Origin of the sequence: Flavobacterium sp. (assembly GCF_043722275.1) — a bacterium.
Lineage (GTDB): Bacteria > Bacteroidota > Bacteroidia > Flavobacteriales > Flavobacteriaceae > Flavobacterium.
In genome coordinates this window covers 18879-35690 of record NZ_JAYSPC010000111.1, presented here as the reverse complement: position 1 = coordinate 35690, position 16812 = coordinate 18879, and the positions used below count along the sequence as shown (strand labels likewise).

At 33.3% G+C, this 16812-nt stretch carries 11 protein-coding genes and 1 pseudogene; 1 reads left to right on the top strand and 11 read right to left on the bottom strand.

Annotated features, from left to right (window positions below; all coding sequences use genetic code 11):
• The 7 genes and pseudogenes from ACHZDT_RS14265 to ACHZDT_RS14235 all read right to left on the bottom strand — a co-directional run.
• A pseudogene (locus tag ACHZDT_RS14265) lies at window positions 1-286 on the bottom strand (DUF349 domain-containing protein); the annotation flags it as partial.
• Window positions 287-532: 246 nt separating this feature from the next.
• Window positions 533-1129, bottom strand: coding sequence for a lipid A phosphoethanolamine transferase (locus tag ACHZDT_RS14260; RefSeq protein WP_394775292.1), 597 nt, complete (start codon window positions 1127-1129; stop codon window positions 533-535).
• 313 nt (window positions 1130-1442) lie between these two features.
• The gene (locus ACHZDT_RS14255; protein WP_394775291.1) at window positions 1443-2189 is read right to left on the bottom strand and encodes a lipid A phosphoethanolamine transferase; all 747 of its coding nucleotides are present in this window, start codon (window positions 2187-2189) and stop codon (window positions 1443-1445) included.
• A 67-nt stretch (window positions 2190-2256) separates the two neighbouring features.
• Window positions 2257-3006: a shikimate dehydrogenase family protein gene (locus ACHZDT_RS14250; RefSeq protein ID WP_394775290.1), complete on the bottom strand. Its 750-nt coding sequence runs from the start codon at window positions 3004-3006 to the stop codon at window positions 2257-2259.
• Complete coding sequence (locus ACHZDT_RS14245) at window positions 3006-4403, bottom strand: tetratricopeptide repeat protein (protein WP_394775289.1); 1398 nt, start codon at window positions 4401-4403, stop codon at window positions 3006-3008. Before ACHZDT_RS14245 ends, ACHZDT_RS14250 begins: the two co-directional genes overlap by 1 nt.
• A gap of 281 nt (window positions 4404-4684) precedes the next feature.
• On the bottom strand, window positions 4685-5881 hold the full coding sequence (locus ACHZDT_RS14240) for an aspartate aminotransferase family protein (RefSeq protein ID WP_394775288.1): 1197 nt from the start codon (window positions 5879-5881) through the stop codon (window positions 4685-4687).
• A gap of 265 nt (window positions 5882-6146) precedes the next feature.
• Window positions 6147-7823, bottom strand: coding sequence for an OstA-like protein (locus tag ACHZDT_RS14235; protein WP_394775287.1), 1677 nt, complete (start codon window positions 7821-7823; stop codon window positions 6147-6149).
• Window positions 7824-8348: 525 nt separating this feature from the next.
• Here ACHZDT_RS14235 and ACHZDT_RS14230 point away from each other — a divergent pair.
• On the top strand, window positions 8349-10220 hold the full coding sequence (locus tag ACHZDT_RS14230) for an alpha-amylase family protein (RefSeq protein ID WP_394775286.1): 1872 nt from the start codon (window positions 8349-8351) through the stop codon (window positions 10218-10220).
• 566 nt (window positions 10221-10786) lie between these two features.
• On the opposite strand, the gene ACHZDT_RS14225 is transcribed toward ACHZDT_RS14230, so the two are convergent.
• The 4 genes from ACHZDT_RS14225 to ACHZDT_RS14210 all read right to left on the bottom strand — a co-directional run bounded on the left by ACHZDT_RS14225 (window position 10787) and on the right by ACHZDT_RS14210 (window position 16730).
• Window positions 10787-12418 carry an alpha-glucosidase gene (locus ACHZDT_RS14225; protein ID WP_394775285.1) on the bottom strand — a complete coding sequence of 544 codons (1632 nt, stop codon included), beginning with the start codon at window positions 12416-12418 and terminating at the stop codon, window positions 10787-10789.
• A 227-nt stretch (window positions 12419-12645) separates the two neighbouring features.
• Window positions 12646-14367, bottom strand: coding sequence for a hypothetical protein (locus ACHZDT_RS14220; protein ID WP_394775284.1), 1722 nt, complete (start codon window positions 14365-14367; stop codon window positions 12646-12648).
• 18 nt (window positions 14368-14385) lie between these two features.
• Window positions 14386-15672: an MFS transporter gene (locus ACHZDT_RS14215; RefSeq protein ID WP_394775283.1), complete on the bottom strand. Its 1287-nt coding sequence runs from the start codon at window positions 15670-15672 to the stop codon at window positions 14386-14388.
• Entirely contained in the window at window positions 15672-16730 is a 1059-nt protein-coding gene (locus tag ACHZDT_RS14210; RefSeq protein ID WP_394775282.1) for a glycoside hydrolase family 130 protein, read from the bottom strand. Before ACHZDT_RS14210 ends, ACHZDT_RS14215 begins: the two co-directional genes overlap by 1 nt.
• Window positions 16731-16812 lie beyond the last annotated feature (82 nt).

Below are 16812 nucleotides of genomic sequence, written 5' to 3'. Positions count from 1 at the left end.
GTGAGAAAGTATCATAATCCTGCATAGGAATATCATGACGCTCTTTTAGCGTCTCATCTTCGCTTTCTTCAGCATTCGAATTTGTTATGGCATCTAATGCCGTTTGATGATTTGTTTCGGCAGCCTCCTCTGTATTTTCTACTTCATTTTCAGGAAGCGAAATTTCATTTTCCGGCGTTGTTTCTTCATCAGATGTTTCAATGGCATCATTTTCTATAGAATCACTAATTTCGATTCCTAATTTTCCGTCTGCTTCTTGCAGGTTATCATTCTTTTCTTCTAACATTCTAAATGTATAAGTATATTGATTTAAACATTGCGAAAGATAGTAAAGGTGTTTCTAAATACAAAATAAATCGTTTGTTTATACACTATTTTAAGATGAAATTCATATTTATTGAAGTAATTACGAATTATGATCGTAGTTTTTTTATTGATTTTTTGAAGTAAATTTAAATTCTGAATTATTATAATTTTCAGAAAAATGAAATTAAAATAATAGTATAGGAAGAATTATATCACTTTTTTTCAATCAAAATAGAACTAATAGTCCAACTTCGAGCCCATAATTATATGATTTTTCACCACCAAATGCTACACTTGGGTGAATATAAATCATATTAGTTGACGTTAATTTTCTACCATATTCTATGTAGGCATTATTTTGAAAGCCATCAATGATATGATTGTATCTAAAAGTAACATCTCCTGCAATCCAATTTTTGCCAAAATAACGGAATACAACATTTTCATATAGTGTAGTATTAACGTCATTACGGTTGCTGGAACCGGCAAAACTATTTTGGCTTTCAATGGTTGAAAGCCATAGGTAATTTCTTGTAGGCCCAATATATTGCCCGTAAAATAGGGCAGGCATAATGATCCATTTCCCTGTTCCAAAATTTGGATCATTAGAAGAATTTGTAACTACACGAGTTCTGATAGCAATTCCTTTTTTTTTATCGATGTACGGAATATATGTTGCGCCAAATGCAACGTCTCCCAAACTTGTCTTATTTATGGCGTTGGTATTTTTAGAAATTAGAGGTACATCAGCCCTAAGATTCCAGGATTTGTTTCCGAACGTTAGTAGTATTGCAAGAGCCATTCTCAGTATCCAGGTATTCATTAAAAAATATAATTGTATGCTTAAAATAATTAACGCGACCTGCTTTAAACGGGTTCGACTGATTTTCATCTATTTGTGCAAATGCTGAAAAAGAAACTGAGATAGTGAATAAGATAATAAATAATATTGGCTTCATAGATTTGATTTAAGAAACAAATCTAAGTTAAAAAAAATGAGTTTATTGATTTTTTATAAATAAAATATTACAAATTTATATTACTTATAGAATATATCTTATTTTAATGTATTTTTTTTAGATTAATTTTTACTTATTTAGATTATACATCATTGGCAAAAAAGTATTTATTATATTTTAAAAGAGAATTAAAACTCCGGCTTCAAGTCCATAATTATAAGTTTTTTTGTCACCAAAAGCAATGCTCGGATGAATGTAAACTAAATTTACCGGCGTTATTTTTCGGCCAAATTCTAAAAAAGCATTATTTTGAAAACCATTTAAGTTGCTACTATATCTAAAAGCGACATCACCGGCAATCCAGTTTTTGCTAAAAAACCATAAGAGGTTATTTTCAAATGCTGCGACATTGATATCATTTCGATCGGTTGAACCTGCAAAACTAGCTTGATATTCCAGCGATGAAATCCATAAAAATTGTTTGCCGCTAAAATATTTTCCGTAAAATACAGTAGGAATAAAAATCCATTTTCCGCTTCCAAAACTAGGGTCTGAAGCTGAATTTGAAATTACTCTTGCTCTCAAAGCGATTCCGTTACTTTGCTTTGTATAAGGAATATAGCTGATGCCAACACCAATATCACCAATTCCTGTTTTATTAATTGAATTAGTATTGGTTGATACTAAGGGAAGATCAAATCTTAAATTCCAGGCTTTGTTGCCAATTGGATGTAAAAATCTTAATTGTGTAGTATTAAATGAGCCCGAATCAGTATCCAGATATTCATTAAAAAATATAAGTGTCTTTAAAAAGTAGTTATATCTTGGTTCAGAAAAAGGGCTGTTTAACTGAATAGTATCCTGGGCTTTTGCCGAAATAGTAATTACAAAACTTAGGAAACAAAATAGTTGTAATTTTTTCATAACTACTTATTAATGAGTAGTCTAATTTACGAAAATTACGTTAGTATTTTGTTTTATAAGAAATTTTTTATTTATTCCAGATTTTCCAGGCTTTTTCTGCCTGAAGTATTAGCATGTCGTGACCGTTTTTTATAACTGCGCCTTTTTCTTTAGCATTTTTAAGAAATTGAGTTTCTGCAGGATTATATATTAAATCGTAGGCAATATGTTTCTCGGTAAAAAACTCATAAGGTAAATCAGGACAAGCTTCTATATCAGGACTTGTACCAACTGGCGTACAATTGATTATGATTTGAAAATTATCAAAAGTAGTAGCATTAATCAGGTTATAGTCAATGATGTTTTCTTTAGCTTCTCTGGAAACAAAAGTATATGGAATACCAAGTTCATCAAGTGCAAAAGCAACACCTTTTGATGCGCCTCCGGTCCCTAAAATAAGCGCTTTTTTGTGATGCGGCTCTAATAATGGTTCTAATGATTTTTTAAAGCCATAATAATCAGTGTTGTACCCTTTTAATTTTCCGTTTTTGGTAAATTTAATAGTGTTTACAGCACCAATTAAAGCTGCTTTTTTTGAAAGTTTGTCTAAGAAAGGTATGACTTGTTCTTTGTAAGGAATCGTAACATTTAAGCCTTTTAAATCAGGATTGTTTTTCACCAATTCAGTGAAATAATTAATTTCAGAAATATCAAAATTTTCGTAGCTGTTGCCGGCAAAAACGGCATCGCTAAATTTTTCTGTAAAATATCCTTTTGAAAATGAGTAACTAATATTACGGCCTAACAAGCCAAAACGTCTTCTTAAAGTATCAATCATTATTCTTTTCTATGTTTTTCAATATAATTTTTCACCATTTTTTTTGACCATACTACCGGAAATAAATCTTCGATTAAAATGTAATTATCAAAGTTTAAACGCAAACCATTGCTTAAGTGAAATTTTGCTTTGGTGTTTTCCTGAATCATGAAATACAATCCTGCTAAACGATATTCGATTTCGTTTTCTTCAGGAAAATATTCTGATGCTTGTAATAAGGTTTGAATAGCGCTTTCAAATTCGCCTAAAAATTGAAGAATATCAACCCAGAATAACCAGGTGTCTAAGGCATGATCTCCAAATTCTACTGCTTTTCTATATCCAAATTCTGCTTCTTCAAAAAAGTTCATTTGTTTGTTAATCGTCGCATAACGTTTCCAATACAAACGATTTTGATTGTCAATTGCTAATGCTTTATTGACAAAAAACAATGCTTTTTGAAAGTTTTTTTGACGTACATGAAAATCAGTAATGGCAATCCAGCCTTTGTCTAAAAGCGGATCTTCGTGTACAGTTTGGTTGTAATATTGAAGGGCTTTCGCCGAATTTCCTAACTTTTCGTAGCATTTTCCAATACGCAATAAGGCATAAGAAGTTGCATCGTCTAATTCGATGGTTCGGTTATAGCTTTCAATTGCTTCGCTATATTTTTTAAGACGCTCATATGCTTTTGCTTTTTCCATGAAAGCACCTAAAAACTCATCGTCGATTAGGGTTGCATAATCAAAAGCACGAATCGCGTTTTCGTATTCTTTTACGCCATAATGCAAACGGCCAAGCTGATGCCAGGCGATTTCGCTATAGGGGTTTTTATTGATGTATTCGTTGAGATATACAATGGCTTCCTGATTTTGATCTAAAAATTCAAAACAATACACCACGTTATAAAGCGCAGACTGATCTTCTAAATCTTCTTCAAGACATTTGATAAAACTTTCTTTTGCCAATTCAAGGTTATCCATGAAAAGATATTCCATTCCAATCAGGTTGTACACGTCAGCATAATCATCTGTATATTGCAAGGCAATTTTGAGCAATTCTACTGCTTTTTCGTGTTGATCTCTTTTAGAACAAATATTTGCTTTCTGGATATAAATTTCCTCGTTGTTAGGTTCGATTGCATATAACTCATTTAAGAGTTTCTCGGCGATTTCTAATTTGTCGTCGTAAACCAACATTTCTACTTGTACTAATTTTAAGCCCGTAGATTTTGGGTGTTGGTCTAATGCAAGTTTCAAGGCCTTTTTTGCTAAATTAGCCTTGCCTATATCTAAATAATGAAGAATAATTTCTTCAAATTCTTCAGAGTCAAAAAAGAGTACTTTGTTAGTTTTTAACATCGACTCAAATTTTGATAAGGATAGGTTATAATCTTCTTCTTCGTTGCTTAATTGCATACTGTCTTTATTTGAAATTAGCCTGTTATAAATTTAGGCAACCATATTATTGTTGTAAGAATGAGAATTAATTGTTGTGAACAATTTAATTAACAATATGGACAGAATTTATTTTCTGTTTTGATTTATAATCTTTTGATATTTAAAAGATTAAATTTAATTATTATTTATGAACTTTATTTTTAACCTGAATTTCTAGCCCAGATAGAAGTGAAAATCCTTTTGTGCCGCTTCTTTAGCGGGATAAAAGATTGTAACGTATAGCTGGAAATAGCTCCTGATTAAACTTCTTGTTGTTTTTTTATTATTTCATCCATAACGTTTAATATTATGGCACAACCTTCTTTTATTTCTTGTTCAGAAATGGTTAATGGCGGTGTTATTCGTATTGCGCATCCTTCAAACAGCAACCAGAATAAAATGAGCCCTTTGTCCTGACAGTTTAAAATAACTTCGTTTGTTATTTCGGCAGTTTCGGTCATTGCGGCAAGCATTAATCCTTTTCCTCTAACTTCCTTTATCAAAGGATGTACCAAAAGCGATCTGAAGAGTTTTTCCTTGTCTAACGCTTCTTGCATTAAATTTGTTTCAGTTAATTCCTGCAAAGTTGCTAAACAGGCTGACGCAATGACAGGGTGACCTCCAAATGTGGTAATATGCCCAAGCTTAGGGTTTTCGGTTAATAGATCCATTTTTTCTGCCGAAGCGGTGAAAGCACCAACGGGCATTCCGCCACCCATTCCTTTTCCCATAACGACAATATCCGGAACGACGTCATAGTTCTGGAAACCAAATAGTTTGCCTGTTCTGCCAAAACCGGGCTGAATTTCATCGACGATCATCATAGCGCCAACTTCATCGCAACGCTTGCGTACTTTTTGCAGATAATCATTCTCAGGCTGGATAAATCCTGCGCCTCCCTGAATGGTTTCTAAAAGTATTGCAGCGGTTCTGGTTGTTATTTTTTGTAAATCTTCTTCGTTATTAAAGGTAATAAAATCCACATCAGGTAGCAAGGGGCGAAAAGCCCGTTTGCGTTCTTCAAATCCCATAACGCTCATTGATCCCATTGTATTACCGTGATAGGCGTTGTGACACGAAATTAGCTGACTGCGGCCTGTTGTTCGTTTAGCTAATTTTAGCGCGCCTTCAATAGCTTCTGTGCCTGAATTGACTAAATAGGTTTTATCTAGGGATTCCGGCAGGAGTGAAGCCAGTAATTTGCAATATTGAACGGCTGGACTTTGTGAATATTCGCCATAAACCATAACGTGTGAATATTTATCTAACTGATCTTTAATGGCTTGATTAACTCTTGGATGTTGATGCCCAAGTGTGCAAGCGGAAACACCGGCAACAAAATCTAAATATTTTTTATCGTTTGTGTCGTAAATATAAGAGCCAATAGCGTGCGAAACTTCCATTCCTAGTGGATATGGGGAAGTTTGTGCCTGGTATTTTATAAAATCTGGATTCATTTTTTAAGGTTCTGAGTTGCTGAAAAGCTAAGTTTCTTAGTTTTAGGAATGCTTTAAGATATAAACTAAAAACGTTTTTTGTAAACTGCGACTGAAAACTGCGACTAATTTAACTGCAAAGATCGCAAAGTTTTACGAAAAGTCCGCAAAGTTTAAATCAAGTTTGTATTATTAAAATGCAATCCCGATAGCTATCTGGACGCAAAGCTTTGTAAACTGATAAAGAAGAACTGCAAACTGCAAACTGCGACTGAAAACTGAAAACTTACTTCTTACTCTTCGTACTAGTTTTAGGAGCAGCTTTGACGGCGGGTTTCTTTTTGTCATAATCTAAGGTTTCTTTCCTGACTTCCATGGGGGTGTCTTTATCCTTGGCTTCCTGATCTTTCCCTTCTTGTACTAATTTATCGTTGAGTTCATTGTCTTCGGCGCTAAAAATATCATCTTTTGATTTTATGCGTTCGTCGCCTCGCCAGCGCAAGCCTTTTAGTTTACGTGCATTTTCAGGTAAATCGGCTTCGGGGTAAATATCGCCGTCTACTTTATTGAAAAAAGTGATGGTTTGAATATCATTATTTTCTAAAATAAGATTGATTTTACTGCTTACATTTTTATTGATTCCAATGAGTTCATTGGCCTCATTTCGCATATAATAAACAACTTCGATATTTTTGATAACATCAACATCGTGTAGTTTTCCATCTAAGAATTTCCCGAATAAATTGAGTCCTTTTACCTGATTATAGCCGGTGCCGAGTGTATCCCGCGAGACTATAAAAGTGTTGTTGAGGACTTTTAAAGAATCTAATTTTTTGGTTGTATTGTCGCCAATTAAATGCATAAGATCTCCGGTAATCTGGCTTTCACCATTCCATAAAATCGGATTTCCAATCAGTTTTGTCAAAGCCGTTTTAGAGTTTGAATGAATAGAATCACATTTTCCGCTCATATCGATTTTAAAGAAACGAACATTTTTATAAGCTCTTAAAATTCTTTCGCCTTCTTTTCCGGTGACCATTAATTTTTGTCCGTGAATGTAAACGGAATCTTTTTCAACAAGATTTATTGCTACGGCTCTTTTGGTCACAAACATCGAATCTTTTAGTTTGTAAATTTCGGCATAATGACCTTTTACAATTCCGCGATTTATGGAATCTGTAATTTTTACATTTCGCGTTGCCGATGCAAATTCTATATTCCGATTATAATATAAACTATCTCCTTCTATGAGTCGATCGTCATATTTGATGTAGGATTTTCGTAAGAAATGCGCGAGGTTTTTCTTGGTATCATAAAATCCTTTTTCAGTATAAATATAATTAGTTTTACTTGTAATGGTCGAAGGTCCAAATAAATAAGTATGTCCGGAATTACTGTAATAATCTAAATGATTGGATTTTATAACATATTTAGGATTCGTGATTGTAACTGCTGTCAGGAATTGAAACTTCTTTTCATTAACAAAATATCTTCCTGATTTACTTACTAAAGTATTGTCTTTATTAATAATTGTACCTTTGGTATTGTAAAAAACCTGCTGAATATTTCGATCAAAATTAATAGTATCAGTTGATAAAGTCGCATCTGGAGAACTCATCACAGCATCTCCTGTTGCAAAAGCTTTTTTCTCATTTCCGCTATATTCCGCGTATTTACTATTTAAAAATAAAGTATCTCCTTGTACTATTTGTACATTTCCAAAAGCCTTAAGATAGTTTTCTTTTTGAAAAAAATAAGCCTTGTTGCAAGTCAGAACAACGCCATCATGATTTACTTTAACATTTCCGGTAAGTAAAACTCCATCAGGCACAAGTACCTGATTTACTTCTACCAGATCTGAATTTTCAATATTAATTGTTTTTGTTTTTGGTGCTTGTGCAAAAATGAATTGTACGCTTAACAAAAGCAAACAGTAAGATATGAAAAATAGTGATTTCTTCAATTGATTAAATTTTTTGTCAAATTTATGAAAAAGGTTACAACCTTTGGTGATATTGTGATTAATTTATAATGTTTAGGTACAAAGGTCAGAAGAGCAAAGGTTCAAAGTTTTGTTGAAGTATTTTTTACATAAATTTCAGGTATAATCTTTATGTATAAACTTTATCGTAGAGACGCACAGCAGTCTAGACCAAGAAATAGGTTAAAAGGTTCAAAGGAACAAAGGGTCAGTTTTATTAAAGAATTTATACGTAATCTTCACCGTAGAGGCGCACAGCAGTGCGTCTAACATTAAGAGAGTATAAAGGATAAAAAAAATTCAAATTTCAGGTCCTGAAAAAACCTTTGCCTCTAAACCTTCCAAACTTACCAACAAAATCCTGAACTATTTCGTTGTAGCTTTACTTTTTAGCGTTAAATCAATGGCGGTTTCTTTTGAGTTTTAAAAATTAGTCTAAATTTAGAAAATGGTTTTTCGATTATGGATTCTATCTTAATTGAAAAACGAATTAGTTATAAAATGAATATGATACATAAAAAAGTTTTTGTTGCGGGATTGGCTGCAACCATGCTATTTTCTGCATGTAAAACCAAAGATTTAAAAATGAATACATCAAAAGAAGAAGTTACTACTGATAGGAAAATTGTAGTCTATCAGGTTTTTACACGTTTATTTGGAAATAAAAACACAAACAATAAACCCTGGGGAACAATTGAAGAAAATGGAGTAGGGAAATTCAATGATTTTACAGATAAGGCACTTCATGAAATTAAAGATTTAGGTGTTACATATATTTGGTATACCGGTGTTCCGCATCACGCTTTGGTTCGCGATTATAAAGCTTTCGGAATTTCTGATGATGATCCCGAAGTGGTAAAAGGACGTGCAGGATCGCCATATGCCGTGAAAGATTATTATAATGTAAATCCTGATTTGGCGGTAAATCCGGCAAATAGATTACAGGAGTTTGAAGATTTAATTGCCCGCACGCACAAAGCAGGTTTAAAGTTAATTATTGATATTGTACCAAATCATATTGCCCGTAAATATCAAGGAAAAAACAATCCTGAAGGTGTTCAGGATTTTGGCGCCAATGATGATGTAAATGTCGAATATAAAAGGGATAATAATTTTTATTATATCCCAAATAATCATTTTGAAATTCCGGATAATGATGTTCCGTTAAACGGAGAAAAAAATCCGCTTGTTGATGGAATTTTTGATGAAAATCCTGCAAAATGGACAGGAAACGGTTCGCGTAAAGTAAAACCGGATCAAAATGACTGGTATGAAACGGTGAAAGTAAATTACGGAGTTCGTCCTGATGGATCTAAGGATTTTCCTGAACTTCCGGCTGGTTTTGATCAGAAATCATATCAGGAACATTTTGCATTTTGGCAGGATAAAGATGTGCCGGATTCCTGGAAAAAATTTAAATCAATTGCTTTATACTGGACAGCAAAAGGTGTTGACGGTTTTAGATATGATATGGCAGAAATGGTTCCTTATGAGTTTTGGAGTTATATGAATTCAGCCATCAAAATGAAAAATCCAAATGCTTTTTTATTGGCAGAAGTGTATAACCCGAACGAATATCGCAATTATATCCGTTTAGGAAAAATGGATTATCTATATGATAAAGTAGAGACTTATGATAAACTGAAAGATATTATTCGAGGAAAATCTTCGCCTGATGGATTATCAGATATTCAAAAAGGAATGGCAGATATTGAACATAATATGCTTCACTTTTTAGACAACCATGATGAACAGCGTTTAGCAAGTTCAGAATTTGCAGGAACTCCGGAATGTGGAAAACCTTTAATGGTGGTTTCAACAACTATTAGTACTTCGCCAACAATGGTTTATTTTGGACAGGAAGTAGGTGAGGCGGGAAATGAAAATGCAGGATTTGGAAAACCAACAAGAACTTCTATTTTTGATTATATAGGAGTTCCAAATCATCAACGCTGGATGAATGAAGGAAAATTTGATGGCGGTCAACTTTCTGAATCAGAGAAAAACCTTCGTGATTTTTACAAACGATTATTGAATTTTTCTATTAAAAGTGCTGCTTTAATGGGAAGTTTTCAGGAAATACAATCTGTAAATCGTCAGAATACTTCAGGTTATGATGAATTAATTTATTCATATGCACGTTGGTCAGAAAATCAAAAATTGATTGTTATTGCTAATTTCTCTTCTGAAAAAACAAGTGAGTTTGATTTGCTAATTCCTGCTGATATTATTTCAAAATGGAATTTAAAAGATGGGGAATATTTGCTTAAAGATCAATTGTATTTAAAAAATGAAATAAAACTAAATGTAAGTAATGGTGCGGGGAAAGTTGAAGTAAAAATAGCGCCATCAGAATCTTTTATTTATGAAGTGAAGTAGTGAGGAAACCAAAGAGGTTTTTTTTAATAGTTACTTAATATGGAGTGTTATTTTGGCTAAAGCCACATTAATCACAAATCATTAACCTCCAGCTAAAGCTGGAGGCAATTCAGGATTGTGTTTTTTCAATCTTTGAAGTATTATGGTGAATCATTTTTGAATTGGCTCCAGCTTTAGCTGGAGTAATAAAATTTAAATCATAGATTGGCTTTAGCCAAATTCTTTTGTTATTTTGGCTCAAGCAACATTAATTACAAATTCATTAATCTCCATAAAGCTGGAGGGAATTAAATGATTGTGTTTTTTCAATCTTTGAAGTATTATGGTGAATCATTTTTGAATTGCCTCCAGCTTTAGCTGGAGTAATAAAATGTAAATTATTGATTGGCTTTAGTCAAATTCTTTTGTTATTTTGTCTCAAGCCACATTAATCACAAATTTATTAACCTCCATAAAGTTGGCGGAATCAAATGATTTTTTTTATGCTATTTACTTATTGTGATGAATATAAAAATTCCTAACAGGTTTTTAAAACCTGTTAGGACTATTTTTTCTTGTAATGCTTTCTATAAACTTCTATAAATAATAAAGCTGCTTGGTTTTAGGGTTTTGTTTCCCATTAGTATTGTTGCTTTCTCAGGTAATTTTATTTCCTTTTTTAGGCCAAAATTTATGATTACTGTAATTCTATCACCTTCATAAGATCTGGTAAATGAAATTTGATCTCCTTGACATTCGAGGTTATCATAATTTCCGTATTGTAATACCTTTTCATTATTTCTTAATGTTATTAATTTTTTATAACTGTTCAAAATAGAATTTTTCTGAGGCGTTAAAACGGCAACATTTGTTTTTTTATAATCGGGATTAATTTTAATCCAGGTTTTTTCGTTTGAAAATCCGGCAAATGAATTTGAATTCCATTGCATGGGACTACGGGATTTATCACGATTATGTTCGTTTCCTTCAAGAAGTGCTTCGCCGGTATTTTTTCCTTTTTCGAGAGATAATTTATAATGCGTTCTTCCTTGTATATCGACCATTTCGTCAATATTTTGCGCAATAATATTATGCATTCCTATTTCCTCGCCGTAATAAATAAACGGAACTCCTTTTGCAGTAAGTATTAATGCCGTTAATGCCACGGCTTTGTCTGGGTTTGTATCAGCTAATCTGTCAATCATTCTGGGCATATCGTGGCTTCCAAAAAATAAAGTTGGATAACTGCTCATGTTTTTCTCCATACTTTGCAATTCATTAAAAATGCGTTGGGTCGAAAATTCTTTAATACTTCCGAAGTTGAAATTAAAAACTACATCTAATAAATCCTGCGATTGATATTGTTTTAAAACCTCGATTTTATCACTTCCTATTTCGCCTACAATAAAACGATTGTCGTATTCATTTACGGTAGCTTTTATGATTTTCATGGCATTTTTTACGCCTTCCTGATCGATATCGTTGATGTGATCTTGTTTTCCGTCTTTTATCGGATTATCTTTTGTGATTCCGTTTGTAGTTAAAAAATTAATTACATCTAAGCGGAAACCGTCAACGCCGGCATCAAGCCAAAAACGCAGCACATTCTGAATCTCAGCCACAACTTTGGCGTTCGACCAGTTAAGATCAGCCATTCTTGTATCAAATTTATGATAGTAATATTGATTGGTTAACGCGTCTTTTTCCCAGGCTGTTCCTCCAAAAAATGATTCCCAATTGTTTGGTTCGTCTTTCCAGATATAATAATCACGATACGGATTATCTTTTGATTTTCTCGATTCCTGAAACCATTTACTATCTGTAGAAGTATGATTAAAAACCATGTCTATAATTACCTTAATTCCTCTTTTATGGGCTTCATTCAAAAAAGTATCAAAATCGGCTTTGTTTCCATAAGTAGGATCAACTTCATAATAATTGGCAATATCATAACCATTATCTACTTTGGGAGAGGTAAGAAATGGTGTTAACCAAATCCCTTTTATTCCGAGTTCTTTCAAATAATCCAACTTTTGGGTCATGCCTTTAAAATCACCATATCCGTCGCCATTGCTATCTGCATAACTTGGCATGTAAATTTGATAAAAAACAGATTCTTTCCACCATTTTTGATCAGCCTTTGTTTTTTGAGCAAAAGTTGGATTTGTTTTTATCATTAGCAGAATAAAGAATACGGATTTCAATAGATTTGATCTCATAATATTTGTTGTCTGGTTAAGTTATTATAGTAGGCTTATAGCCATTTATTTACCTAGATATGTGAAGATTGACAACATTTTTTATTCTCATTTTTGTATCAACACACAGCTTGTCCCCCTGAGCGGAGTCGAAGGGCGCACCAATTGGAACGGGCTTCGACTCCGCTCTGCCTGACAATCGCATAAAAATTAAACCTCAGGATGACAAACTAAACCGAAAATGGTATTTATTTTTTCTCTGACGATTTATAATCTACCACAACACCATCAATTAGCATCTTATTTCCTTCGTGAGTTATTTTTCCTTCAGAAGGCACACAAACAATAACAGCTGAGCTTAATCCATCGATTTTTATTTTAGAAGATGAAGTAATATTACGGGCTATAAAGCTTCCTGAAACAGTATTGTATAAATCTACTTTTTTTCCTTTTTCAGTTTTTATAGTAACTATTTTACTTGTTGTATATGGATTATAATATAAGTAAGAAGGATAAGCATCGTCACCAAAAAAATCTGTAGCTAGTAAATCTAATTGTAATATTCCTGTAATATCAGTTTTGCGAATAATACTGCCAAAGATTCCGACATGTCCACTTCCGTAAACGCTAAATTGAGATTCTTTTGGGTTTTCGCCAAGTACCCAAAGCGGACCATCACCTTGTGCGACAGGACCTTTTAAGTTTTCATATTCTTTATAACTTGATTTACGAATCATACCTTCATAACCAATTACTCCTTTTGAAACCTCAGCAAGTTCGGGAATGGTTTGATGTTCATCCGGCATATATTTTGGATAAAAAAATCGGGACGCATTGGCTGCGTTCAACATCCATTTTCCAATTGCGGTGGCATACGACTGATCGTATCGTACCATTGGCACTAATGGCCATGCAGCATCATACGTATTCATTAAAAATCCGTAACCACCATGATCGACTGTACTTCCAAAAATGCCTGAAATATCAATTCCGTTCCAGTTCCCAACTAATGCGCCCCAGCCTTCACGGCAAATTGGCGTTCCGTCAAATGTCCAGTCCAGCATTTTGCCTGTGTTGTATTTTGTACCTTGTTCTGCATTTATTCTGGCAGATAAATAGGCTCCAAAAGGCATTAAAACTTCATAAGTTGGATTTTTAGGCTGGGATTCTAATGCTGATAAAGCACTTAATGCACCCTTTAAATATTTTTGATCTCCAAATTTTTTATACGCCGAATATAATACCCAGGCATGTCCTGCTGCTACATCCGGTTGTGCACAGATATGATTTGTCATGGGCTTCATTTTGTTATAATCAAAATAAGAATAATCATAATTCCCGTTTAAAATAACATCGGCTTCATAAAATTTATCGGCAATAGTTCTTGCAATTTCGGCAAAACCTGGCTCGTTAGGATATTTATCATAAACTGCATAAAATAATAGATTAGGATATACATCATACCACCAATCACGACCATAACCACCGCCTAATAAAGCAACTTCAGGACAAGTATTATTCATCATAATATTCCAGTTGGTATCTTTATTAAAGTAGTTTTTCAACATCGCAACATAGTTTAGATTTTGCTGGTTGTTTTTGTCAATTCCTACTAAAGTCGCTCCTAATGTTGCGCCCATTGTGGCTAGCGCTTCATGAAACATTCCTTTATTATGATCCGGTCCTTGTCTTACATCTGCTACGGCAGTATATAATCCTGCTACTGTTTGTGGAAAGTTTTTCTGAGTGTCATCCATCCAGACCATTGGCCAAAACTTGCCTTTTGCATTGAAATCATAAACTGTTTTATCAAAATCTAAAGCCAGTTTTTTATAATCGATAATTTTTAAAGGTTGTGGCAAATTAGGCATTTGCTCGATGCGATTGATTTTTTGTTGTTTTACTTGCGCTGTTGCTGTTATACTTAAAATAAACAGGCACGAAGCAGTAATTTTTATGAAAATATTCATTTCTTATTTCTTTATTTTTTAAACTAATTTCACAGCTACTTCATTCAGGACTTTTATATCTATTTCTTTTTCGGGAGAAAGTTCTAATCCTTGTTTGATGATTTTTTTGCTGATGAAAATGGAGCATAATTGTAGTAAAGCGATGATTCCGATGGCGTATCTCAAAGCAAAATCTTCAGAAACTGTATAATATAAGGTTAGAAAAGTTCCTGCGCCTAAAAGTCTTCCAATATACAATCCGGCTTCATGATTTAAGATGTAAGCAAATTCGCCTCTTTTTTCTATTCGGGAAACAATATCTATTACTTTTAACTGGATAGGAAAATAGGCCAAATCCATTAAAGGTTTTGCGATCAGAAGTAATAACAAAAAGAGTATAACTCCTGTTTTATCAAACAACAATCCGTTTATACAAGCTCCTAAAGCGAATAATATTAACCCAACCGAAAAGATTTTAATTCTGTCTGATGGTTTTGAGAAACGACCAATAAAATAAATAATAATTGCGGCTAAAACGGCACCAATAGATTGTGCTTTTCCTAATGCGCCTTCTTCGCCTAATATTTTAAAAATTAACATTGCGGGCGCAGTAACCAGAAATCCTTGTGCTAATCCTTTGAAAGTTGCAAGCGTTAATAATTTATTCCATAAGGGATGAAATTTGAAAAAGATATATTGTTTTTGTGCCGGATTTTCAAATTTACCTCTGTAACAAACTATTGAAGCGACAATTGTAATTAAAAAAACAATTCCGGTGATGATTACATACGCTCCATGTTTTTGATCTTCTCCAGTTTTTGACTGAATAAACCAACCAATTGTTGCCGGAATTGCAATGGCAATAATGGTATAAATAAAAGTTTCTAATCCATAGTAATAATTTCTATTGTTATCATTTGTTATGGATAAAGCCAGATAATCCCGATTAGACCAGTATAAACCAAAAGAAAGTCCCATCGTGATGCCGGCGATACCAATTCCTGAAAGATCTAATGTTTTTAATGACATCATGATAATCATGGAAACACCGCTTAACATCATCCCGATGGAATATAATTTACGGATGTTGAAATATTTCAGTAAAAAACCATTCAATAAAAATGTTAACGGAATTCCTGTATAAATTGCGAGCTGATAAATGACAACTTTTGAGGTGTCATTTGAATTTCGCATAATATATGCGGCAACAAAAATATCGATTACGGGAAGTACTAATGCATAAACTAAATTTGTGAAAATAAGAATTTGAAAATTATGTGTCTGACTTTTGAAATGGTCAATTTCTGATATGATTTTTTTAAACATTAATGGGTTTTTAGAAGTAAAAGAATTTCTTTAATCGAAAATTTTGCGCCACAAACAAACTCGTCAGAAGCACCGTAATAAATGGTAATGGTGTCTCCGTCTGGTTCAATAATATGACCGTTGGTAAATACCACGTTTCCAAAAAATCCGCTTAATTCATACGTTGTCGTAGGAACCATAATAGGATCTTCGGTTCTTGCGATTACTTTTGTAGGATCTTCTAAATCCATTAAAAATGCACCCAGACAATATTGGTGATTGTCATTAGCTCCGTGATAGATTTCGACCCAGCCTTTATCTGTTTTTATGGGAGCGGCACCGGCACCAACTCTTTTACAGTCCCAAAATCCTTTTCGTGTTTTAATAATACAATGGTGATTTCCCCAGTGAATTCCGTCCGGAGATGAGGCAATCCAGATATAATTTCCACCAATATCTACGCTGCTTGGGCGATGTAATGCATAAAATAATCCGTTTATTTTTTCTTCAAAAATGGCACAATCCTTATTGTGGGCGGGCAATATCATTCCGTGTTTTTCGAAGTTTTTCCAATCTGTTGTTGTACGCAAACCAACGCCAACTCCATTATCTGATACTGAAGTGAAGGTTAAATAATATTTTCCTTCGATTAAAGCAACGCGACAATCCTCAATTCCAAAAGTTTCTAACATACCTTCGCCAACTAAATGCGAATAATTGTCTGGTTCGTAAAATTGACGTCCGTCTTCACTGCATAATAATCTTAAATGTGATAATGTTGTTAAGTAATCAACGCCTCTGTAATTAATTACTCTTGCATCTGTGGCGATTAATTCAGGATCATCTTTTGAGATTTCAATAATTTGAATTGTACCGGTTTGCGTTAATATCGGGAAAGAAATTATGTTTTCCTTTTGTTTTGGTCTTTCTGCAACTCTTACTATCAGCCAGGTTTTATTTTCATATGTAAAAACTCCCGGATTTAAGAGACAGGTTATTTCTAATCCTTCTCGGCTTGCAGGAATATCAGATGGTGATAATAAAGGATTTTCTGTAAAACGTTTTGCTATATCTTTCATGTTTTTTTATATCTAAGTTGTTATAGTTAAGGTAACTATATTTTTTATTTAAATAAAATAGAGTTACCTTTTTAATAAAAAA